This is a genomic window from Neobacillus sp. BF23-41 (genome assembly GCF_041106275.1).
Genome location: NZ_JBGBPR010000006.1, coordinates 58,112 through 81,548 on the forward strand (window position 1 = coordinate 58,112; position 23,437 = coordinate 81,548).

At 38.5% G+C, this 23,437-nt stretch carries 18 protein-coding genes; 1 reads left to right on the forward strand and 17 read right to left on the reverse strand.

Annotation, left to right across the window (positions count from 1 at the left end; genetic code table 11):
• Nucleotides 1-100: 100 nt before the first annotated feature.
• The 9 genes from mutM to AB7942_RS11825 form a co-directional block, all read right to left on the reverse strand.
• A complete protein-coding gene (gene mutM, locus AB7942_RS11785) occupies nucleotides 101-928 on the reverse strand; it encodes a DNA-formamidopyrimidine glycosylase (protein ID WP_088089219.1) in 828 nt (275 codons plus the stop codon).
• An 18-nt stretch (nucleotides 929-946) separates the two neighbouring features.
• On the reverse strand, nucleotides 947-3,583 hold the full coding sequence (gene polA / locus AB7942_RS11790; protein ID WP_369446993.1) for a DNA polymerase I: 2,637 nt from the start codon (nucleotides 3,581-3,583) through the stop codon (nucleotides 947-949).
• A 20-nt stretch (nucleotides 3,584-3,603) separates the two neighbouring features.
• A complete protein-coding gene (gene pnpS / locus AB7942_RS11795) occupies nucleotides 3,604-5,022 on the reverse strand; it encodes a two-component system histidine kinase PnpS (protein WP_369446994.1) in 1,419 nt (472 codons plus the stop codon).
• Nucleotides 5,019-5,735, reverse strand: coding sequence for a response regulator (locus AB7942_RS11800; RefSeq protein WP_369446995.1), 717 nt, complete (start codon nucleotides 5,733-5,735; stop codon nucleotides 5,019-5,021). The genes pnpS and AB7942_RS11800 overlap by 4 nt, the downstream gene beginning before the upstream one ends.
• A gap of 241 nt (nucleotides 5,736-5,976) precedes the next feature.
• Nucleotides 5,977-6,453, reverse strand: coding sequence for a MaoC/PaaZ C-terminal domain-containing protein (locus tag AB7942_RS11805; RefSeq protein ID WP_369446996.1), 477 nt, complete (start codon nucleotides 6,451-6,453; stop codon nucleotides 5,977-5,979).
• 90 nt (nucleotides 6,454-6,543) lie between these two features.
• On the reverse strand, nucleotides 6,544-7,482 hold the full coding sequence (mdh, locus tag AB7942_RS11810) for a malate dehydrogenase (RefSeq protein ID WP_088089224.1): 939 nt from the start codon (nucleotides 7,480-7,482) through the stop codon (nucleotides 6,544-6,546).
• 103 nt (nucleotides 7,483-7,585) lie between these two features.
• Complete coding sequence (gene icd / locus AB7942_RS11815; protein WP_369446997.1) at nucleotides 7,586-8,854, reverse strand: NADP-dependent isocitrate dehydrogenase; 1,269 nt, start codon at nucleotides 8,852-8,854, stop codon at nucleotides 7,586-7,588.
• Between the two features lie 135 nt (nucleotides 8,855-8,989).
• A complete protein-coding gene (gene citZ / locus AB7942_RS11820) occupies nucleotides 8,990-10,108 on the reverse strand; it encodes a citrate synthase (protein WP_369446998.1) in 1,119 nt (372 codons plus the stop codon).
• Nucleotides 10,109-10,389: 281 nt separating this feature from the next.
• Entirely contained in the window at nucleotides 10,390-10,851 is a 462-nt protein-coding gene (locus tag AB7942_RS11825; protein WP_369446999.1) for a DUF441 domain-containing protein, read from the reverse strand.
• A gap of 219 nt (nucleotides 10,852-11,070) precedes the next feature.
• Between AB7942_RS11825 and ytvI the strand changes: the two genes are divergently transcribed.
• On the forward strand, nucleotides 11,071-12,186 hold the full coding sequence (ytvI, locus tag AB7942_RS11830; protein ID WP_369447000.1) for a sporulation integral membrane protein YtvI: 1,116 nt from the start codon (nucleotides 11,071-11,073) through the stop codon (nucleotides 12,184-12,186).
• Nucleotides 12,187-12,232: 46 nt separating this feature from the next.
• Here the strand turns inward: ytvI and AB7942_RS11835 are convergent, their stop codons facing one another.
• The 8 genes from AB7942_RS11835 to dnaE all read right to left on the reverse strand — a co-directional run bounded on the left by AB7942_RS11835 (nucleotide 12,233) and on the right by dnaE (nucleotide 23,373).
• Entirely contained in the window at nucleotides 12,233-12,619 is a 387-nt protein-coding gene (locus AB7942_RS11835) for an FxsA family protein (protein ID WP_369447001.1), read from the reverse strand.
• A gap of 107 nt (nucleotides 12,620-12,726) precedes the next feature.
• Nucleotides 12,727-14,490: a pyruvate kinase gene (pyk, locus tag AB7942_RS11840; RefSeq protein ID WP_369447002.1), complete on the reverse strand. Its 1,764-nt coding sequence runs from the start codon at nucleotides 14,488-14,490 to the stop codon at nucleotides 12,727-12,729.
• A gap of 59 nt (nucleotides 14,491-14,549) precedes the next feature.
• The gene (gene pfkA / locus AB7942_RS11845; protein ID WP_215011045.1) at nucleotides 14,550-15,509 is read right to left on the reverse strand and encodes a 6-phosphofructokinase; all 960 of its coding nucleotides are present in this window, start codon (nucleotides 15,507-15,509) and stop codon (nucleotides 14,550-14,552) included.
• A 465-nt stretch (nucleotides 15,510-15,974) separates the two neighbouring features.
• Nucleotides 15,975-16,952, reverse strand: coding sequence for an acetyl-CoA carboxylase carboxyl transferase subunit alpha (accA, locus tag AB7942_RS11850; RefSeq protein ID WP_088089232.1), 978 nt, complete (start codon nucleotides 16,950-16,952; stop codon nucleotides 15,975-15,977).
• Nucleotides 16,946-17,824: an acetyl-CoA carboxylase, carboxyltransferase subunit beta gene (gene accD, locus AB7942_RS11855; RefSeq protein WP_088089233.1), complete on the reverse strand. Its 879-nt coding sequence runs from the start codon at nucleotides 17,822-17,824 to the stop codon at nucleotides 16,946-16,948. The genes accA and accD overlap by 7 nt, the downstream gene beginning before the upstream one ends.
• Nucleotides 17,825-18,007: 183 nt before the next feature.
• Nucleotides 18,008-18,661, reverse strand: coding sequence for a FadR/GntR family transcriptional regulator (locus AB7942_RS11860; protein WP_369447003.1), 654 nt, complete (start codon nucleotides 18,659-18,661; stop codon nucleotides 18,008-18,010).
• Nucleotides 18,645-19,883 (reverse strand): NADP-dependent malic enzyme, encoded by a 1,239-nt coding sequence (ystJ, locus tag AB7942_RS11865; protein ID WP_098933361.1) that lies wholly within the window; start codon nucleotides 19,881-19,883, stop codon nucleotides 18,645-18,647. Before ystJ ends, AB7942_RS11860 begins: the two co-directional genes overlap by 17 nt.
• 127 nt (nucleotides 19,884-20,010) lie before the next feature.
• Nucleotides 20,011-23,373 (reverse strand): DNA polymerase III subunit alpha, encoded by a 3,363-nt coding sequence (gene dnaE / locus AB7942_RS11870; RefSeq protein ID WP_369447004.1) that lies wholly within the window; start codon nucleotides 23,371-23,373, stop codon nucleotides 20,011-20,013.
• Nucleotides 23,374-23,437: the final 64 nt, after the last annotated feature.

A 23,437-nucleotide genomic window follows, 5' to 3' on the forward strand; every position in this document is an offset into this window, starting at 1 on the left:
CTAGGGCTCCTTCCTCCAAAATCATTACGATAGTATATGGCAGGAGCCTATCAAAGGTTAATATTATTCAATTCTCACTTTTTCTACTTTTTTATCCCCCTTAAATCTTTTGGCACTGCGGGCAGTAATGGGTCCCTCTGCCCCCTACGGTCGTTTTTTCTAAAGGTGTTCCACATCGTTTACACTCTTCCCCTTTACGACCATATGCGTATAATTCAAGCTGAAACATACCTATTTCCCCTTGGGAGTTAACATATGAGCGGATCGTACTTCCGCCCTTTTTGACGGCTTCGCTTAAGGTCGCAACAATTTCACGGTGAAGAACGGCAAGTTCATTTTTATTTAATGTGTTAGCAATACGTTCTGGGTGTATACCTGCCCGAAAAAGTGCCTCATCCACATAGATATTACCGAGCCCCACAAAAAGTTTTTGGTCCAATAGTGCTGTTTTAATTTTTCGATTCGTTTTTTCAACCTTCTTAGTCAAGTACTCTACCGTAAATTCCTCTGAAAAAGGTTCAGGGCCAAGCCCTATGAGCGGTTCCGTTAAGAATTCGTCCCCTTTTTTATATAAGTGCATCGTTCCAAATTTCCGAACGTCCCTATACCTTAATTCTGTTCCATCTGTAAAGTGAAAGAGTACATGTGTATGTTTATCAAAGGGTTCTTCCTTAGGATAAAGCCCGTACTTTCCTTCCATTCTCAAATGCGATACTAACGCGAAATGATCCGTATAAATGATTAAAAATTTCCCTCTTCTGCCTACATCAACAATGGTCTCCCCTACTAAAGCATCGACAAATTGTTCCACTTCAAGTGGGCTTTTAATGATTTTTGGCCAAAAGACGGAGATATCTTTGATGGTTTTATTGACAACTAATTTTTTTAACGTTTTCCTTACGGTTTCTACTTCTGGAAGCTCCGGCATTGCTGAGGGGTCCCCCTTTTATTTGGCGTCAAACCAAGTTGGTCCATAGGCATAGTCCACTTTCAACGGCACCTTCAATTCGAGGGCATTTTCCATCACGTCTGGGACTAACTTCTTTAAAATTTCCAATTCGTCCTCAGGTGCTTCAAATATCAATTCATCGTGGACTTGAAGTAAGAGGCGCGTCTTTAAGCCCTTGTCCTTTAAAGCATCGTCCATATCAATCATTGCTTTTTTTATGATATCTGCGGCACTGCCCTGAATTGGAGTATTCATGGCTGTCCTTTCTGCAAAGCTTCTGATGTTAAAATTACGAGCTGTTATTTCAGGAAGGTATCTTCTTCGCTGCATCAAAGTGGAGACATAGCCCTTTTGTTTTGCCGAGTGAATAATATCATCCATGTATTCTTTGACACCTGGATAGGTATCCAGATAACGATTAATGAATTGACCAGCTTCTTTCCTTGTAATTCCTAAGGATTGGGACAGACCGTAATCACTGATTCCATAAACAATTCCAAAGTTAACAGCCTTGGCCTGACGCCTCATATTGGAGGTTACCTCATCCTTATTGACATGAAAAACTTCCATTGCTGTTTTTGTATGAATATCCATGTCCTCTTTGAAGGCCTGAATCAGCTTTTCATCACCAGCAATATCAGCAAGGACACGCAGTTCGATCTGTGAATAGTCGGCTGCAAAAATGATCCAGCCTTCCTCTGATGGAACAAAGGCTTGGCGGATTTTACGTCCCTCTTCAAGGCGAATCGGTATATTTTGCAAATTAGGATCAATTGAACTTAATCTGCCAGTCGCAGTTAAAGTTTGTTGATACCTGGTATGGACTTTTCCCGTTTTAGGATTAATAACCTTCAGTAATCCTTCTATATAAGTGGATTGAAGCTTACCTAATTGTCTGTATAGAAGAATATGCTCGATGATTTCATGATCTTCTGCTAATTTTTCCAATACATCTGCTGAAGTTGAATGACCTGTTTTCGTTTTCTTAAACGAAGGAAGGTTTAATTTTTCAAATAAAATTACACCAAGTTGTTTCGGTGAGTTGATATTAAACTTTTCGCCTGCTAATTCACAAATCTTCTCTTCAATCTCGACGAGTCTATCATTTAGCTCCTTACCCATTGTCTGAAGGCGTTCCTGTTCCACCTTGATCCCGCACGATTCCATATCAGCCAAAATCAGGGATAAAGGCATTTCGAGCTCGGTAAATAATTCATACTGTTCATTTTTTCTTAATTCATCTTCTAGTTTTTCTTTTATATCAGACATTGCAAGACTTTTCCGAACAAGATGTTCTCCGAGCTTTGACACTTCAGGGACTTTTCGTTTCGCACCTTTCCCATAAAACGATTCATCCGATTGGATATTATGTAAATCAAATCTTTTCGTTATCGCTGCGAGGTCTTCAATGTTATCTGAAGGATTTATGATATAGGAAGCCATTAGAATATCAAAATCGACCCCTTTTAAATGAATATCATGCCTTCTTAATGAAACTTCGGATCGTTTGGCATCATAAACTGTTTTCTTTTTACTCTCATCTTCCGCCCATTTTTTAAAAGCTTCTGACTGTAATGCCAGGTCAGTTGGCAAGTAGAAATGTCCTATTTCATTGACAAGAGAGAAACCGATAATCTCTGCATAATGATAATTATCATCCAGCATTTCAACATAAAAATAATTAGTGTCTGCAAAAAGTTCTTCTGTTATTTCAGTTGGAATTTGAAAATCAACATCTTCAAGTTCCTGCTCTTCAATCGTGTCTGGACCTTCTCCAAGCTTGCCCAATAATGAATGAAAGCCTAATTCTTTAAATAAGGCTACTAATTTTTCGCGCGTAAAGCCCTCGTATGCGACGTTTTCTAAATCCACTTCCACAGGTGCTTGTCTTTCAATCGTAGCAAGTTCTTTACTCATTAATGCTTGGTTCTTAAATTCTTCAAGCTTCTCTTTCAGCTTGTTCCCAGTTACTTGTTCAACTGAGTTTAATAAATTTTCGAGGGTCGAAAACTCCTTCAATAATTTGATCGCTGTCTTTTCACCTACCCCAGGAACACCAGGTATATTATCGGAAGGGTCACCCATTAACCCTTTCATATCAATGATTTGTTCTGGTGTAAGTCCATATTTTTCGGCTACATGTTCAGGGGTATATTCTTCAATATCCGTAATACCCTTTCGAGTAATTCCGACGGTTGTAGTGGCGGAAGAGAGTTGGGTTAAATCTTTGTCTCCTGAAATGACTCTTACTTCGTACCCATCCTTTTCTGCAGTTAATGAAAGGGTACCAATGATATCATCGGCCTCATAATTTTCAAGCTCATACCTGGAAATCCCATAAGCATCAAGAAGATCACGGATAAACGGAAATTGTTCGGATAGTTCGGGTGGGGTTTTTTGCCTTCCACCTTTATACTCACTAAAGGTTTTATGGCGAAAAGTAGTTTTTCCAGCATCAAATGCGACAAGTATATGTGTTGGCTTTTCATCTTCAAGAATTTTCATCAACATCATCGTAAAGCCATATACCGCATTCGTGTGGATTCCTTTATCGTTATTAAGCAGGGGTAATGCAAAAAATGCTCGGTAAGCAATACTATTACCGTCAATCAGGACAAGTTTCCTTTTTTCCATTTATATCCACCTTCCAAAAATCATATCGAATATTTATGTAGTTCAATAATAAAGTCGCTTCCTTCACCCAAATTACTTCTGACACTTATGTTACCATGATGCGCTTCTATTAAGTGTTTTACGATTGCTAATCCAAGGCCTGTTCCACCCGAGTTACGACTTCTGGCACGGTCCACTCGGTAAAATCGTTCAAAAATACGTGGAATCTCTTCTTTACTAATTCCTACCCCTGAGTCTTTCACATGGACCCGTACGTTCTCACCATGTTCGAGAAGGATAATTTTTACGTCCCCTTCTGGCGGGGTATAGTTAATTGCGTTGCCGATTAAATTGATAAATACTTGTTTTAAACGGTCCGAATCGCCATTGATTAACACTTTATTTTGCTTGCAGTAAAGTTCAAGCTTGATATTCTTTGCTTCTGCTTTTCCTGTAAGAATCGTGATTACTTCTTTCAATAACATATGTAAATCTATTTCTTGAATGTTTAGTCTGAAGCCTTGCTGCTCTATTTTTGAAAGCTCTAACAGGTCTTGTATAAGTGTTTGCAGGCGATCACTCTCTTTTAAAATGATCGAAAGAAACGCTTCTAATGTTTCTTTATTGTTCATGGCACCGTCCAGCAATGTTTCAGTAAATCCTTTAATAGAAGTTACAGGGGTTTTTAATTCATGCGAAACATTGGCGACAAAATCCTTCCGCATTTGCTCGAGTTTTTTTATTTCGGTTATATCATGAAAAACAATCAGTACCCCTTTCCAAACATTATTTGTTCCAATTATCGGGACACCATACACAACAAAATACCTTCGTTCGATCAAAAAAGGCACAAGTAATTGTTCACTTACGTTCTTTTCAGTCCGAAAAACCTCTGCTACTAAATGACAAATTTCTTCATATTCAATCACTTCATAGTAGAGTTTATTTAAATAATCAGTTGGATTCACCTGAAAAATATCAATAAACCCTTTATTAATGAGATTAATGTAACCGCGACTATCTATTAAGACTAATCCTGCTCCCATATTTTCAATTAAAGCACTTAACCGGTCCTGTTGCATTTCTTGTGCTTTAACAAGTTCTTGGAGGTTTTCGGCCAGCATATTGATCGATGACCCAAGCATGCCGGTTTCATCCAGTCGATCTACTTTTGTTCGTGCCCGGTAGTTTCCGTTTGCCAGTTCAATCGCTACATTTGTGGCAGCTTCAATTGGTTTTGTATACTTTGAGGTAATTCTAATGGATAGAAAAATAATTATTATTATTGCAATCCCTAGACAGATGGAAAGGACCCATAAGATTTCAACTTTAAAATGTTCATTTAGAGACTCTAAGTAATAGCTTTTAAAAAATTGGCCAAGTAATATTCCTAATCCAACTAAAACCGCCATAATTAATAAGATTAGTGTAATTAGCAGCCCTTTTCGGTATTTGGTCATTCTCCTTTCGGCTCCTCCAATTTATAGCCCAAGCCCCGTAACGTTTTAATATAGGCCGGCTTTTTCGTATCCACTTCAACTTTCTCTCTTAAATGTGATATATGTACATCCACAATTCTAGTATCGCCAGCAAAGTCATAATTCCAAACAGCACTAAGTAATTGATCACGCGTCAAGACGCGGCCTTTATTTTGCGCGAGATAAAGAAGTAATTCAAATTCCTTTAAGGTTAACTCCAAAAGTTGGTCGTTAAAATAAGCCTCATACTTTTCGGGATCGATTCTTAAATTAGCGATCACTAGTTGCCCCGTCTCTTTTTCACTTACGTCAATTGCCTCCGTTTGGACTTGTGTCCTCCTAAGAATTGCTTTCACGCGGGCGATCACTTCTCTAGGACTAAAAGGCTTTACCATATAATCATCTGCACCAAGCTCTAAACCTAATATTTTATCGAGCTCATCATCTTTTGCAGTTAACATTAAAATTGGGGTCATTATACTCTTTTGACGGAGCTGCTTACATACCTCCATTCCATCCAACTTCGGTAACATGAGGTCTAATACAATGATATCAGGGCCTTGTGTCTCTGCAAGATGTTTCCCCTCTTCACCATCCATTGCAGTGATCACTTCATACCCGGCCTGCTCCAAATTATATTTAAGCAAAGTTACAATTGACTGTTCATCATCGACAACAAGTATTTTATTTTTCATAATATCCCCCACTCAAATAAGTTACCTCCATTATAATAATAAAAATTACATATAATCTAGTTTTACAAAACTTTAACATTAAAGGAATGTGGACATAGCCATCGAAATGAGTTTGAATTTTTTTAAAATAATTGAACCGTTCTTATCGACTAACATGTTGGCGCCTAAACCTTTTTAGGCTTTATAAACCGTCTTTTTAACGCAAAAAGGAACGTCTACACATTCCTTTTTTACATCTTTATTAAAAATTATCCAGCGCCCTACCATGTATTTCCTCCAAACGATGTGGAGGACAAACTTTAACCTTTCCCAGTATGACAGTCTCATTTTTTTCATTCATTCCTATGACACTGATCACAATGGTATGTTTATCTCTTACAACCTCGATCACTTCAAACAAAAACTCGACGGTTCCATAATGATATACGGGCTTAGGAAACTCAATATCTTGGCTTAAGATATGGCTCCCAGGTCCGGGTAAATATTTTGAGATGGCAGAGGTTATCATTCCTGTAAGCATAATACTAGGAACGATTGGTTTTTCAAAAGGAGTCTGTGAAGCATAATCATGTTGAATATAGAGAGGGTTTGCATCGTCTGTTAAACCTAAATAAAGGAGGATATCCTTGTCTTCTATCTTTTCAGTCATAGACAATTTTTCACCGACAGTAATTTCTTCAATCCTTCTGCCTAACTTTCTTTTCTTACCTAAAAGCATATAACTCCACCTCCGTTGTAAGCGATTTCATTTGAATGCAAAGAAATTCGGGGAAACCCTTGCAGCCCCGAATTTCTCAATTTTAATTTTTTATGCTAACACTTGCATTACATTGCGAACGGATTCTGCTGATTTATCTAATGCAGCTTTTTCGTCAGCAGTTAACTCAAGCTCAATTACTTTTTCAATACCATTTGCACCAAGAATCGTTGGTACTCCGAGGTAAATGCCATCGTAACCAAATTCGCCTTCAAGATACGCAATGGAAGGAATCACTCGACGTTGATCTTTAAGGATTGCTTCACACATTTCTACTAAAGAAGCTGCAGGCGCATAATAAGCACTTCCATTACCTAGAAGGTTAACAATTTCACCGCCGCCTTTTCTTGTGCGTTCTACAATTGCTTCTAGACGATCTTTAGGAATTAAAGTTTCTAATGGAATACCACCAGCATAGGAGTAGCGTACAAGCGGAACCATGTCATCTCCGTGTCCACCCAATACAAATCCCGTAATGTCTTTAACGGAAAGATTTAATTCTTGAGCAACAAATGTGCGGAAACGAGCACTATCTAGAACTCCAGATTGACCAATTACACGGTTTTTAGGGAATCCTGATTCTTTAAATACAGTATATGTCATTGCATCTACTGGGTTGGTTAGAACAAGAATCGTACAGTTTGGAGAATACTTTACAATCTCCTGTGTAACACTTCTCATTACCTTTTGGTTTGTCTGGACTAAATCATCGCGGCTCATTCCAGGTTTGCGGGCAATACCAGCAGTGATAACGACAATATCAGAATCACGAGTATCTTCATAATTTGAAGTACCTGTAATATTAGAATCAAAGCCTTGTACTGGACTCGCTTCAAGCATATCTAACGCTTTACCTTTTGTTGGGTTTTCCATTTGTGGGATATCAACTAGAACTACATCGCCAAGTTCCTTTTGTGCCAGTAAAAATGCAGTGGTCGCTCCTGTAAATCCGCCGCCGATAACAGATACCTTTTTACGTTTTAATGACATTTTAATTCTCCCCTTTGAACTTTTTAATGTTTCACTTGAATCTAGAAAAGGCAGAAGTGGCTATTTTTATTAACAGCCCGCATCTGCTCTTCACTTTCCCTTCTTATTCCATGTTCTTAATTAGCTCGTCACCGAATTCAGAAGTTTTTACTTCAGTTGCTCCGTCCATTAAACGAGCAAAATCATAAGTTACAACTTTAGAAGCAATTGTTTTTTCAACAGATTTAATAACCATTGTAGCCGCTTCATTCCAGCCTAAGTGCTCAAGTAATAACACACCTGATAAAATGACAGAAGAAGGGTTTACTTTATCAAGACCCGCATACTTAGGTGCAGTACCATGTGTTGCTTCAAAAATGGCATGTCCTGTTTCATAGTTGATGTTAGCGCCTGGTGCAATACCAATACCGCCTACTTGCGCTGCAAGTGCATCAGAAATGAAATCTCCGTTCAAGTTCATTGTTGCAACCACATCAAACTCACGTGGACGTGTAAGGATTTGCTGTAAGAAGATATCTGCAATAGCATCTTTTACGATGATTTTGCCTGAAGCTTCTGCATCAGTTTGAGCCTTATTAGCAGCTTCAGAACCTTGTTCCGCTTTAATGCGGTCATACTGTAACCATGTAAATACTTTATCGCCGAATTCCTTCTCAGCAAGCTCATAACCCCAGTTTTTAAACGCGCCTTCAGTGAATTTCATGATATTTCCTTTATGCACGAGTGTAACGGATTTACGGCCCTCTTTAATAGCATAATTGATCGCTGCACGTACTAGACGGCTTGTTCCTTCTTCCGAAACTGGTTTAATACCGATCCCTGAAGTTTCAGGGAATCTGATTTTCTTAACACCCATTTCGTTTTGTAGGAAGTCAATAACCTTTTTAACTGCTTCAGTACCTTTTTCATATTCAATACCCGCATAAATATCTTCAGTGTTTTCACGGAAAATAACCATATCCGTATCTTGTGGGCGCTTAACCGGGGAAGGAACACCTTCGAACCATCTAACTGGACGTAAGCAGACAAACAAATCTAATTCTTGTCTAAGAGCCACATTTAATGAACGAATTCCTCCGCCAACAGGAGTGGTTAATGGACCTTTAATGGCAATTAAATACTCTCTGATCACGTCAAGCGTTTCACTTGGAAGCCATTCACCTGTTTGGTTAAATGCCTTTTCTCCCGCGAAAACTTCTTTCCAAATCAATTTACGCTCGCCTTTATAGGCTTTTTCAACTGCTGCATTTAAAACTCGCTCGGAAGCTGCCCAAATATCTGGACCGATACCGTCACCTTCAATAAATGGGATGATTGGATTATTTGGTACATTTAATACTCCGTTTGTAACCGTGATTTTTTCGCCTGACATAGTTGATTCACCCTCCTATTATGTAAAAGAAAACTAAAAAACTTACACCCTTTGTCTTATCAAAGGTTAGAGAGGTGAGTCTCTAACCTTTTCATACATATCTATTAGACCAATTATTCTAACAAAAGTAAAATATTAACCTCGTTGGTCGATTGCAACATATTTTTGCTTTCCAGGACCAATATAATCTGCACGCGGTCGGATTAACCGGTTGTTCTCATATTGTTCAAGGATATGTGCAAGCCATCCTGATACCCTGCTGACAGCAAAGATTGGTGTCATTAAATCATGATCAATCCCTAAACTGTGATAAACAGAGGCTGAATAGAAATCCACGTTAGGTGGCAAATTCTTTTCACCTGTGACAATGCTTTCAATTTTTTCAGACATATCATACCAGTGAGGTTCGCCCGTTAGTTCAGTTAACTTTTTAGACATTGCTCTTAAGTGCTTGGCACGTGGGTCACCTTGTCGATATACACGGTGGCCAAAGCCCATGATTTTTTCTTTCTTCTCAAGTTTACCACGGACGTATGGCTCTACATTTTCAAGCGTGCCAATTTCTTTTAGCATTTTCATTACAGCTTCATTTGCCCCACCGTGAAGTGGTCCTTTTAGGGCTCCGATTGCCGCAGTTACTCCAGAATAAACATCTGATAACGTAGCTACACAAACACGTGCTGTGAATGTAGATGCATTCAATTCATGGTCTGCATGTAATACGAGCGCTTTATTTATTGCTTCTTCAGCAATTGGTGCTGGTTCCTTGCCAGTTAACATGTATAAGAAATTCGCTGCAAAGCTTAAATCCTGTTTAGGAGCGATTGGTTCAAGACCTTTTCTAATACGCGCAAAAGTTGCTACAATTGCTGGCATTTTTGCCTGAAGACGAATCGCTTTTTTATAATTTGAGTCTGCATCCATTAAATCAGCTTCATCATCATAAATGCCTAAAAGAGAAACCGCTGTACGAAGTGCCGCCATTGGATGTACTTCTTGAATCGGAAATAGCTTAAAGTGCTCAATTACTTCCTGTGGAAGTGCTGCATTCTCAGAAAGTTGTTTTTTCAATTCTGCTAACTGCTCTGCATTTGGCAGCTTTAAGTGCAATAATAAATAAATTACCTCTTCGAAACTTGCATTCACAGCTAAATCATCAATATCATAGCCAACATAGGTTAGCGTGTCATCGATAATTGAACTGATTGAGGAAGTTGTTGCCACTACCCCTTCTAGACCGCGTGTTACTGTCATAGTAAATCTCTCCTTCACATTCTAAATTTCCCCATACCTTTTAAGTAAAATTATTCCCCTTATTTCATCCTTTAAATTGACTGAGCGATTGCTCAGGTAAAAAGTAAACAATTAAAATACCTATTCTATTTAGAGAAATAAATTGATTAAAAATCAAATCAGCATATATATGTGGTTTATGTTAAAAAGGATACGCTTACAAGCCTATTATAAACAATTATCAGACTTTTGTGAACGAAAAGGAATCGAAAAATGCAAAAAAATATTATTTTACAAAAAATCTAGGTAAAAAAGCTAAAAAGTTTCATTGCTGTATAGGCAATTCCAGCTCCAATTAAAGGGCCAACTGCGACCCCTTTAAATATTGACACAGATAAAATAGTGCCAAGAACAAGTGCTGTTGTAATCTGTGGATCATCTGCTAGTAACTTAACCCCTCCTTTTGCCAGCATAGCGACAATCATGCCCGAGATCAGGGCAATCCAAGCATATGATGATTTAAATGCTCCTGTTAAGTCTTTAAAACCAATTTCTCCACTTGCAATCGGGACTAATACCGCAATTGTAATAATTGTGACACCCCAATTAATACCTTTAGACTGTATAAATGAGAATGCCTTTGTATCCAATCCTACTACCTTTAAGGTAATGAGCACTGCAATGGCAACCAATAAGGAACTGTTTTTCGCAATAAAACCAATAACGAGCAATAACAGTAAAAATAAAAATGACTCATTTAGCATGTTCTCACCATCCCCTATCCAAATTATCGTAACATAATATCTGCATAAGCATGAAATTAATGATTACAATAAGTTTCTGTTCTATCTACTTGCGAAACCTTCAAATAAAATGTTCGTAATATTTTTAAGCCTATTATATTTATCTGGAAAAGTTATGCAGTTTATTTCATAAAATGTTAAACTAGAACTACCAAACATACATTTAAAGGAGGTTTGTCTTTGAATCTAAAGTACATATATCGGACAATACGATTCTTAATTGTAATAGGTGCTATTGTTTTGGCGCTTTACTCTTTTTACTTTCTGTCAAAAGTGACCTATCCATTTTTAATTGGACTAATTATTGCGTTTATGATTAATCCACTTGTAGATATTTTTGAAAAAAAGGCTAGAATGCCTCGTGCATTAGCTGTTTTTATTGCACTTATTATTATTTTTGCCTTATTTGCAGGTTTAATTACACTACTAATAGCCGAGATTGTCTCTGGTGCAAATTACTTGTCTACAGTAGTCCCAGATCATCTAGATACGTTAATTGAATATATAGAGAAATATTTTACTGCTCAAATTCTTCCGATATATGATCAATTAACAAGTGTGTTTAATAAACTTGAATCAGGGCAGCAGGACACGATTATTGGTAATATACAGAATGTTGGAACGAGAATTGGCTCAACCGTTGGCAATTTTATTCAGAATCTATTTGGGATTATCCCAAATATCATCGCTTGGCTTCCCAATGCAGCTACCGTTTTAATCTTTTCCTTATTGGCTACTTTTTTTATTAGTAAGGATTGGTACCGTTTATCGACATTGGGCGGCAAACTCTTACCTGAGAAAGCAAAAACAAGCAGCCGGTCAGTTTTTGTTGATTTAAAAAAGGCTCTGTTTGGTTTTATTAAAGCCCAATTAACACTGATATCGATTACCACAGTTATTATACTAATCGGCCTACTTATTCTTCGTGTTGATTACGCGATAACTATCGCTTTAGTAACCGGAATAGTGGATGTTATTCCTTACCTGGGTACGGGTGCTGTTTTTGTCCCATGGATTATTTATGTGGCGATTGGAGGCAATACGGGTCTTGCCATTGGCTTAGGGGTTCTTTATATTGTTGTCATCGTTCAACGGCAAGTCATGGAGCCCAAAATCCTTTCTTCTAATATTGGACTTGATCCATTAGCCACACTGATTGCGTTATTTGTCGGTTTTAAATTGATTGGTCTTTTAGGATTAATTGTTGGCCCAGTCACTCTTGTCATTATTAGCACCTTGTATCGTGCTAATGTTTTTCATGATTTATGGGTTTTTATAAAAGGAAAAGAGGTTTGAGACTTTTTAAAAAGAAAAGTCAGCCCCAATTGGATGCTGACTTTTCTTATTTTATGATTTTAATATTTCCTTTATTAATCCGTCTTCGCCACGCTTTGAGGATTAGAAATTTTATCGGCTTTCTTGTTGGCGGGAAAAGAAATAGGAACCCGGTAACATCAGTGATAAATCCTGGCGTTAATAAAAGTGTTCCGCCAATTAAGATACAAATTCCATCTAAAAGTGCTTCGCCTGGAATCTGACCGGAGCTTAGTTGTTCCTGCACCCTTCTGATTGTCTGGAGTCCCTCTTTTTTGGCTAAATAAGCCCCAATGATTCCTGTTAATAAAATTAGAGCAATGGTTGGCCAAACACCGATAGCTTTACCTGAAAAAAGTAAAACACCAATATCCATAGCAGGAATTACAATGATCAACAAAAATAAATAACGCATAGATTGTCCCCTTTCAAACGCTTATTCTTATTATATTACCAATGGGGATGATTTTGTGGTTATTAAAAAAAAGAAGGGGTTTCCCCTTCTTTTTTCCTTATCTGCTCTTATAAGACACTAGCATGTCCATTGTAGATAACTCCACTAGTAGCATCTACGGTTATTTCTTGGCCATCTTTAAACAATTCTAAGGCATTATCTACCCCAACAACCACTGGGATGCTAAGGTTTAGTCCAACCACTGCTGCATGGCTTGTTAATCCGCCCTCTTGGGTAATAACGGCCGCACATTTTTCAAGTGCTGGCACCATATCGCGATCCGTACCAATTGTCACAAGAATCGAACCTTGCTTTACTTTTTCTAAAGCTTCTTTCGCATCATGGGCAACTACCACTTTACCAAAGGCTGTTCTACGGCCAATTCCTTGTGCTTTTGTAATAATATCGCCGACAACATGGATTTTCATTAGGTTTGTTGTACCGGCTTCACCTACTGGCACACCAGCAGTAATAACAACTAAATCACCACGCTTAACGATACCACTATTTAAGCTTTCTTCAACGGCAATATCCAGCATTTCGTCTATTGTGGTTGCAACCCTTCCATACTGCGTATAAACACCCCAAACAAGGGATAGACGGCGGCATACATGTTCAACGGAAGTTACCGCAACAATCGCTGCTTTCGGACGATATTTAGAAATCATTCTAGCAGTATGACCGCTTTCAGTTGGGGTAATAATCGATTTTACATCAAGATTTAAAGCAGTATGTGCGACAGATTGTCCAATCGCATCTGTAAGATTATGTTCTGTATCTTTACTGCGGCTTGAGAGTATTTCTTTATGATCTAAAGCTGATTCTGCTCTGGAAGCAATATTGTGCATCGTTTGGACTGCTTCCACAGGATATTGTCCTGCAGCAGTTTCACCAGAAAGCATAATTGCGTCAGTTCCATCAAATATCGCATTCGCTACATCACTAGCTTCTGCACGAGTTGGTCTAGGATTTCTCTGCATGGAATCAAGCATTTGAGTCGCAGTAATAACTGGTTTGCCTTGCGCATTACATTTCTTAATTAACATCTTTTGGACAAGTGGAACCTCTTCAGCAGGGATTTCTACGCCAAGATCTCCACGAGCAACCATTAAGCCATCAGAAATTTCTAAGATTTCGTCAATGTTATCGACGCCTTCCTGGTTTTCAATCTTAGGAATAATGTGGATATGTGTAGCATTATTTTCTTCTAATAACTGACGGATTTCTAAAACATCCTTTGCACGTCGAACGAAAGAGGCAGCAATAAAATCAACACCTTGTTCAATTCCGAAAAGAATATCTTGAGTATCTTTTTCTGTAATTCCAGGCAGGTTCACTGATACACCTGGAACGTTAACGCCTTTTTTATTTTTCAATGTGCCGCTATTTAAAATTTTGGTATGGATTTCATTCGCCGATTTATCCACATTCGTTACTTCTAAGCCAATTAAGCCATCATCTAAAAGAATCTTTGAGCCTACATGGACATCTTCAATTAGCCCTGGATATGTAACTGAAAACTTTTGAAGAGTTCCTTCTACTTCGGTCATGGAAACGATAATATTTTCTCCAGCCGTTAGCTCAAGTGCACCGTTTTCCATGTTGTTTGTCCGAATTTCAGGACCTTTTGTATCTAATAGGATGGCAACAATTTTGCCAGTTTGTCTGGATGCTTCGCGAATATTTTGGATTCGTGCACCATGTTCTGCAAAATCTCCATGTGAAAAATTTAATCGAGCTACGTTCATACCCGAATTGATTAATTGTGTTAATTTTTCAACGCTTTCACTTGCTGGACCAATCGTACAAACGATTTTTGTTTTTCGTAACATTCTTATTTTTCCTCCCGTATTAGAAAAGCAATTTTGCCATTTCTTAAATTCATAAATTCTTAAATCGATAATTCCATAGAAAGTTTGTAAAGATCATGATCTAAAGTATGTTGTCGGCCAAGTGCTTCAATGATGTCATAATCTACAAGCTGATTCTTTTCAATCCCTACTGCTCGGCCGCCTTTCCCTTCAATAAGAAGCTCAACTGCTCTTGCTCCTAATCTGCTTGCAAGAACTCTGTCAGCTGCAGTAGGTGAGCCACCGCGTTGAATATGACCTAAGACAGAAACTCTCGTATCAAAGTTTGTTGCCTCCTGAACTTGCTTCCCAAGCTCAACACCACTGCACACACCTTCAGCAACAACAATAATACTATGCTTTTTACCGCGTTCCTGCCCTTTTCGAAGTTTTTCAACGATATCATTCATGTCATAGCCTTCTTCAGGTATTAAAATCGTTTCTGCGCCGCCAGCAAGTCCTGCCCAAAGAGCAATGTCCCCAGCGTTTCGCCCCATTACTTCAATAATAAAAGTTCTTTCATGAGAAGTCGCAGTGTCACGAATTTTATCTAATGAATCGATAACAGTATTTAAAGCTGTGTCAAACCCAATCGTAAGTTCTGTCCCAGGAATATCATTATCAATCGTACCCGGAACCCCAACACACGGATAGCCATGTTCTGTTAACGCTTTTGCCCCACGGTAAGAACCATCTCCACCGATAACCACTAGGCCTTCAATTCCATGTGCTTTTAGCTGCTCGATCCCTTTTTGCTGTCCTTCTTTTGTTTTAAATTCTGGGCAGCGTGCCGATTGGAGCATTGTCCCGCCGCGCTGAATAATATCTCCAACAGAACCAAGTTCAAGCTTTTTAATATTTCCAGAAATTAATCCCGTATAACCACCATAGATACCATAAACCTCAAGATTGTGATAAATTGCTTTCCGAACCACAGCACGAATGGCTGGATTCATCCCTGGGGAATCTCCACCACTTGTAAGTACTCCTATTTTTTTCATGGTTACCACCTCAATTTTTAATTTAAAAAAATATGTATATCCTCATTTGAAATAGAAAATAAAGCTACGATCCTATAAAAATTACTTCTTTTATTATTTACATAAAACCCTCGAATATTTATAAAATAACATGAAGAAATAACTATAACAACCTTATGGTATTAGTAATTATAATAGGCAGAATAATCTATTAACTGGAAACGCTTTATTCACTCTTGTAAGCGTCATCAACAAACTTTTTATGGATTTCTGGTGAACATTTTGTGAATTTAAAAAAAGCGGAAGCACCCGTTTAGCTGCGTATGGACTGGAGCGCTCCAACTGAGATAAAGGAAACACACAGAGGGTTAGCGCATTCGTGCTTGACTTATCGTAGGGCGGAGAGCGAAGTCAACTAGCAGTTGGGCGCTGGAGCTGGATTCAGAGAATAAAAAAAAAAGTGCCCATCGTTATGAGCACTTTATATTAATTAACCCCGATGTAATCATTGACAATTGCAAATTCACCGATAGTCCTGAAACGGTTGTAACGATCAGCAATTAATTCATCTTCTGAAAGCTTTAGCAGCTGCTGCAACGCTGTCTTAAGTACATTATCAATTTCTTCTGCTTGCTTGATTGCGTCTCTTTGGGCACCGCCCTTAATTTCGGGAATAATCCCATCAATGACGCCTAGTACTTTTAAGTCCGGTGCGGTTATTTTCATTGTTTCGGCTGCATTTTTAGCCAGAGCTGCATCTTTCCATAATATTGCCGCAGCACCCTCCGGTGAAATAACCGAGTAGGTTGAATTCTCCAGCATATAGATACGATTACCAACTCCAAGTGCAAGAGCGCCGCCACTCCCGCCTTCACCAATCACTATACAAACCACTGGAACCCTAAGACCAGCCATTTCAAACAAATTGCGAGCAATTGCTTCACTTTGCCCGCGTTCTTCTGCTGCCTTTCCAGGATAGGCACCCTTTGTATCAATGAAACAGATAATCGGTCGATTAAATTTATCTGCTTGTTTCATTAATCGAAGTGCTTTTCTATAGCCTTCTGGATGTGGCATTCCAAAGTTCCTGCGAATATTCTCTTTCGTGTCTCTTCCGCGCTGGTGGCCAATCACTGTTACAGGTAATCCTTTATATTTAGCAATTCCGCCCACTATTGCCTCATCATCAGCAAAGGTTCGGTCGCCATGACATTCAAAGAAATTCTCAAACAGATAGGGAATATAATCTAGCGTTGTCGGCCTGTTTGGAAGACGAGCAATTTGTACCCGATCCCAAGGCTTAATGTTTTCATAGATACTCTGCTCAAGCTTTTCAAGCCTAGTCTCTAATTTGCTAATTTCTGAACTTAAGTCAACATCCGCGGTTTTGGTAAACTCTTTTAAATCAGTGATTTTCTTTCTCAACTCGATGACCGGGCGTTCAAATTCTAATTCTCCTACCATCTGAGCACACCTCCAGGTTGATGGATTTCTAGAATGTTTGTGACTTTCTCAACTAGGTCATTTCGAACGATAATTGCATCCAACTGACCGTGTTTTAACAGAAACTCTGACGTTTGAAAATCCTCAGGCAATTCTTCGCGGATGGATTGTTCAATAACTCTCCGTCCGGCAAATGCGATGAGCGCGCCTGGTTCAGCAAGGTTGAAATCTCCCAATGATGCGAAGCTCGCAGATACACCACCAGTTGTCGGGTGCGTCATTATCGAAATGATTAATCCACCATTATTACTAAACCTTTTTAAGGCAACACTTGTTTTTGCCATTTGCATTAAACTTAAGGCACCCTCTTGCATTCTCGCTCCACCTGATGCGGTAAAAATAATAAACGGAACATTTAACTCATCCGCTTTTTCAATTGCTAGTGTAATTTTTTCGCCAACAACCGATCCCATGCTTCCCATTCGGAACGTGGCATCCATAATGGCGAGAACAATTTTATGACCGTTAACTGTTCCTATTCCAGTGACAACAGCCTCGTTCAATTTACTCTTTTGTCGGTCTTTTTCAAGCTTTTCAAGGTAGTCAGGAAAGTTTAATGGATTTTTTGAAATCATATTATCATTCATTTCCATGAAACTTCCTTCGTCAATGAAAGTGTCAATCCGTTCTTTTGAGTTCATTGGAAAATGATGACCGCAATGCAAACATATTTTTAAATTTTTCATTAATTCTTTTGTATACATAATCTTCTTACATGAAGGACACTTTGACATAATTCCTTCAGGAACATCATTTTTTGCAGTTTCCGTCGGTATTTGAGCATATTTCTTCTTTTTTGTATGATTTTTTGAAAAAAGATCTTTTAGCGCCAAAAATTAAACCTCCCTTGTGTTACGATAACTCTGGCAAGTTTCTCCAATTATTACTATTAAGAAGTTTTTCTATTCATGCTAAACTTCATACATCCATAGTGGTCAGACCACCATTGAAATAAAAATACCCTATCTTAGGGCTTGGTTAACCTACACTATAAATTAAAATGAGTTCAAAATCTGTTAGTATTTGTCGTTAAAAACAGACAAATTACGTAGATTGTAATAAGCAGATAGTGTTTTGGCTTCCTTCTTTTCAGACAGGGCCTCAATTAGTAATAGATAGTCTTGACGAGGATTGACAATTTTTTTTGAATCAAGCGAATGGTAATACTCTTTTAAAATAGACCAAATTCTAGAGAAAAGATGGTTATCAGCGATCTCAATAATTTGATAAAAAAACTCATCATCATTTACGCTGTTATCTTGATTTGTCCATTCTTTCAAATTCACTATATTTTTGTTATCTATTTTTTGCAAGGCTAATCTTAGACAGTCCATCTCAATATAACACTTTGTCTCAAAAACATCACGTTTCGCTTTTTCATCCTGTAAAATAAATGTACTAAGAAGCTGGACAAGATGATTGCCCCGAAAGTCGCGAATAAACGTCCCTTCGCCCCTCCGTGTTTCAATTAACCCAAGCAATTCTAATGCCCTAAGTGCCTCTCTAACGGAAGAGCGCCCGAAATTCAGGCGCTCCGACAATTCTCGTTCAGATGGGATCTTATCTCCGGATTGTAATCCATCGATTGTTATCATTTCTCGTAACTGCTTAACAATCTCTAAATATACCTTAGTATTGTTTCCCACTAACGTATCACTCACTTTTGCCAATAATAGCGAGCCTCTTTGTTTTTTCCTTTATTTCTTCAGGATCAACCTTAATGCGGGCAACCCCCGTTTCCATTGCTGCTTTTGCGACTGCTGCTGCAACATCTGGAGCAACTCTCGGATCAAAAGGTCCGGGAATGACATAGTCGGAATTCAGCTCATCTGGACTGATTAGGTTGGCAATAGCTTCTACTGCCGCGACTTTCATTTTTTCATTTATATGGGTGGCACGAACATCGAGTGCCCCACGGAAAATTCCCGGGAATGCGAGAACATTGTTAACTTGGTTTGGAAAATCTGAACGGCCTGTTCCGACCACTTTTGCTCCTGCTGCTTTTGCCTCATCAGGCATAATTTCAGGGTCCGGATTGGCCATAGCAAAAATAATAGAATCTGGATTCATTGATGCTACCATTTCTTTTGTAAGTGCACCTGCAACCGAAACTCCGATAAAAACATCCGCACCTTTAATTACATCTGCAAGGCTGCCTGTAAGGTTATCTCGGTTTGTATATTTCGCTACTTCAGCTTTAACTGCATTCATACCCTGTGGACGCCCTTCATAGATGGCGCCTTTTGTATCACACATAATTATGTCCCTAACACCGTAACTATATAACAATTTAATAATGGCAATCCCCGCTGCACCAGCACCGTTTGCGACCACTTTAATTTCTGTCATTTTTTTGCCGATAAGCTTAAGTGCGTTGACAAGACCTGCAACCGTAACAATTGCTGTCCCATGCTGATCATCATGAAAGATTGGAATATTTGCTTCCTTTTTTAATCTTTCCTCAATTACGAAACAATTTGGAGCAGCAATATCTTCAAGATTTACGCCTCCAAAAGTAGGTTCAAGTAATTTTACAGTTTCAACAATTTTGTCAACATCAGTTGTGTTCAAACAGATGGGAAAAGCATCAACACCAGCAAAGCTTTTAAAAAGTACTGCTTTACCTTCCATAACAGGGAGAGCTGCCTCAGGTCCAATATTACCAAGTCCAAGAACAGCGGTGCCATCAGATACAACTGCAACCATGTTCCCTTTCATGGTATATTCGTAAACCAATTCTGGTTTCTCATAAATATCTTTGCATGGCTCTGCAACACCTGGTGAATAAGCTAAACTTAAATCATGTGCATTTCGGACTAAAACTTTTGATTTTGACTCTAACTTTCCCTTATTAATTCGATGCATATGTAATGCTTCTTCCCGTAAAGTCAAGATAGTTCACCCCTCAAATTTTTACAAAAGATTATTTAACATCCCGCTATATGTAGTTCGATTTTGTGGTGGTCAGACCACACTTGTCTCATTATCACTATAACATATCTTCGAAAGTTGTAAAGAATTATTCCTTCAGGACAACATTTTTTGGACCTAGCACATTTCTTAATAATTGCAGTAATTCGGGGGTAGGATTGATATTATTTTCTGACCCCAGTCTAATTGTTTTCCGTTTTTTTTCATAGTGTAAGATCACTGCTGCAGTTCCTTGATTTTCTTTTAGCAGCTGATTTAATTGCTGGAGGGAAGATTCATCCTGTTTATCCTCAACTATTTTCAAATATAAGACTGACTGTTTAACCGTTCTAGTTTGTAACCACTCTTCTAAGTTTGAAACTTGTTGAATGACAAATTGCTGCTTCCCTTCACGTTCCTCTATTTTCCCTTCAATCAATAAAAATTTCCCATGCCCTAATAGATGCGAATATTTTTTGTAAACATTCGGGAATGCCACTGCTTCCATTTCGCCGCTTGCATCACTTACCGTTAAAAAGGCCATTGAATCGCCTTTCCTGGTACGAATGGATTTCATAGAGGTGATATAAACGCCTGATGAAATCCTTTGGGTTTGATTTTTGATCCCAAACAGAGCATGTGCCCCTGCATGTTTGAGTTGCTCTTCATAAATAGAGACCGGATGGTCCGAAAGATAAAAGCCAAGTGCTTCTTTTTCAAATGTCAGCTTATTCTCCAGACTAATGGGATCGACTTGCATATAGTTAGGCTTTGGTATGAATTCTTCTTCAAATAAATCAAATTGATTATTTTCAGACGGCTTAAATATTTGTGCATGCTCCATCGCTACATCTAAACTGGCGAGCAGAACGGCACGATCCTCACCAAATTCATCAAAGCAGCCAGAATGGACCAGGAACTCAAGCGTTTTTCGATTGATGGCTTTTGAGGAAACCCGAATGCAAAAATCAAATAAGTCTACAAATCTTTTCTTTTTCCTTGCCTGAAAGATCTCTTTTAAGGCGGCAGCCCCTACGCTTTTAATGGCTGCTAAGCTGTAACGTATTCCTTCATGTTCAACTTGAAAGGAGTAACCACTATTATTGATGGATGGAGGCAGGATCTTGATTTCCTTTTGTTTTGTTTCCATGATGTATTGTGCTATTTTCGTATCATTACCGATTGCCGATGTAAGCAGGCCGGCCATAAAATAAACCGGGTAATTTGCTTTTAAAAAAGCCAACTGGTAAGCAATCATACTATAGGCAACAGCGTGACTTCGGTTAAAGCCATAATTAGCAAAACGAACAATTAAATCGTAGATGTCGTTGGCTAGTGTTTGATCATACCCTTTTCTTAGCGCTCCCTGGACAAAATGACTCCGCTCTTTATCAAGAATATCCTTTTTCTTTTTTCCGACCGCTCTTCTTAAAAGGTCGGCTTCACCAAGTGAAAAACCAGCCATTTTCGAAGCAATTTGCATGATTTGCTCTTGGTAAACAATGACGCCATATGTATTCTCAAGGATAGGCTGCAAATCAGGGTGTGGATATTCGACTTTCTTTACGCCGTGTTTTCGATCAATAAAGAGTGGGATATTTTCCATTGGTCCCGGACGGTACAAGGCATTGACTGCTACAATATCTTCAAATCGGGAAGGTTTTAAGCGGGTTAGAACTTTGCGCATTCCTTCAGATTCCAGCTGAAATATACCTGTCGTTTCTCCGCTCGCTAACAGGTTGAAGGTCACAGTGTCCTCTAATGGAATCGAGTTGATGTTTACTTTCTTACCAGTTTTCCGATAGATAGAAGATAAAATTGAATCGATTAATGTAAGGTTCCGTAAGCCTAGAAAGTCCATTTTCAAGAGGCCAATTTCTTCGAGATGTTCCATTGAAAATTGCGTTAAATATATATGGTTAGACCCGCGTTGAATGGGGATTAAATCAATTAGCTGCTTCTCACTTATGACCACACCGGCTGCATGGGTGGAAGTGTGGCGCGGTAGACCTTCTAGTTTTAAGGCCGTTTCAAAAAGCCTTTGATTCATAGGGCTTTCCTTAATAAATTTTCTAAGTGGTTCCGATTCTTTATAGGCTCCTTGCAGGTTTATTCCTAATCGCGACGGAATCGTCCTTGATAAATGTTCCAGTTCCTTTGAATTTAACCCGAATACCTTACCGACATCCCTTAATGCAGCTTTTGCTGCGAGGGTTCCAAATGTTACGATTTGCGCGACATGTAGTTCACCGTATTTCGCCGCAACGTAATTAATCACCTCATCGCGCCGATGATCTGGAAAATCAATATCAATATCAGGCATTGAAATCCGCTCAGGATTTAGAAATCGTTCAAATAATAGATTATGCTTTAATGGGTCAACATCAGTTATGTATAAAATATAAGCAACAAGCGAACCTGCTGCCGAGCCCCTTCCTGGACCTGTTAGAATTCCCTGCGCGCGGGCATATCTCATAAAATCCCAAACAATTAAAAAGTAGTTACTAAATTCCATTCGCTTAATGACCGATAGTTCATAGGACAAACGATCATAATATTCCTGAGATGGGGCAGAAAAACGTTCGCTTAATCCCTGCTTGCACAACACTTCAAGGTACTCCTCAGCTGGAATTCCATTCTCCGTTGGGAATGTTGGCAGATAGGTCTTATTCAGTTCAATGTTAAAGTCGCATCTGTTTGCAATCCTGTGTGTATTTTCTAATGCATCCGGTACATCAGAAAAGCGATCCACCATTTCACTTGCAGTTTTTAAATAGAACTGATCGTTTTCCAACTTTTCTCTGTGATCGTCCTGCAATTTATCGCCATTTTTTATGGCTAACAAACACTCTTGGGCAAACATATCTTCTTTTTCTAAATAATAGACCTGATTTGTCGCTACCAGCGGGACATTCATTTCTTTTGAAATCAAGTTAAACTGATTTCTGATTGTTGTTTCTTGTTCGAGTTGATGATTTTGAATCCCTAGAAAAAAGCAGTTTCTGCCGAAGATGGTATCTAGTTTTCTTATTATATTTCTGGCAATTTCTTCTTCACCATTTAAGATGGACTGCTCAATTTCTCCTTCTAGTCCAGGTGTGATCGCTATAAGCCCTTCCGAATAATGTTTCAACCATCTGAGCGGAATCCCATGATCAGTTTTTGTTTGAACCGTACTAGATATCTTTAATAGATTTTTATAGCCATGATCATTTTCTGCGAGTAAGACCAACGGATAGGACTCGTTATTGTTGTTTTCACTTTCTACATCCACTGTTAACCCGATGATGGGTTTAAGATTATTTTTCTTACACAACTTATAAAATTCAATCGTTCCGTACATGACGTTTCTGTCGGTTAAGGCGATCGCAGAAAAGCCTTTTTTTTGTGCATTTTCAATTAAATCCGGGACAGATGCCGTACTTGTTAATAAACTATATGCACTATATACATGTAGGTGAATAAAAGACATATTGTCACACCCTTAATTCCATAATCTCTCCCTTTATTATAGAACTTAATTTGAAAAAAGGAAA

Bases quoted from the DNA above. Each gene is read 5' to 3' on its own strand.
- dnaE (WP_369447004.1), bottom strand. From the start codon at position 23,373: ATGTCTTTTATTCACCTACATGTATATAGTGCATATAGTTTATTAACA.
- accA (WP_088089232.1), bottom strand. From the start codon at position 16,952: ATGGTAGGAGAATTAGAATTTGAACGCCCGGTCATCGAGTTGAGAAAG.
- mdh (WP_088089224.1), bottom strand. From the start codon at position 7,482: ATGTCATTAAAACGTAAAAAGGTATCTGTTATCGGCGGCGGATTTACA.
- AB7942_RS11835 (WP_369447001.1), bottom strand. From the start codon at position 12,619: ATGCGTTATTTATTTTTGTTGATCATTGTAATTCCTGCTATGGATATT.
- AB7942_RS11805 (WP_369446996.1), bottom strand. From the start codon at position 6,453: ATGCTTTTAGGTAAGAAAAGAAAGTTAGGCAGAAGGATTGAAGAAATT.
- AB7942_RS11825 (WP_369446999.1), bottom strand. From the start codon at position 10,851: ATGCTAAATGAGTCATTTTTATTTTTACTGTTATTGCTCGTTATTGGT.
- pnpS (WP_369446994.1), bottom strand. From the start codon at position 5,022: ATGACCAAATACCGAAAAGGGCTGCTAATTACACTAATCTTATTAATT.
- pyk (WP_369447002.1), bottom strand. From the start codon at position 14,490: ATGTTACGAAAAACAAAAATCGTTTGTACGATTGGTCCAGCAAGTGAA.
- citZ (WP_369446998.1), bottom strand. From the start codon at position 10,108: ATGACAGTAACACGCGGTCTAGAAGGGGTAGTGGCAACAACTTCCTCA.
- pfkA (WP_215011045.1), bottom strand. From the start codon at position 15,509: ATGAAAAAAATAGGAGTACTTACAAGTGGTGGAGATTCCCCAGGGATG.
- polA (WP_369446993.1), bottom strand. From the start codon at position 3,583: ATGGAAAAAAGGAAACTTGTCCTGATTGACGGTAATAGTATTGCTTAC.
- icd (WP_369446997.1), bottom strand. From the start codon at position 8,854: ATGTCAGGCGAAAAAATCACGGTTACAAACGGAGTATTAAATGTACCA.
- AB7942_RS11800 (WP_369446995.1), bottom strand. From the start codon at position 5,735: ATGAAAAATAAAATACTTGTTGTCGATGATGAACAGTCAATTGTAACT.
- mutM (WP_088089219.1), bottom strand. From the start codon at position 928: ATGCCGGAGCTTCCAGAAGTAGAAACCGTAAGGAAAACGTTAAAAAAA.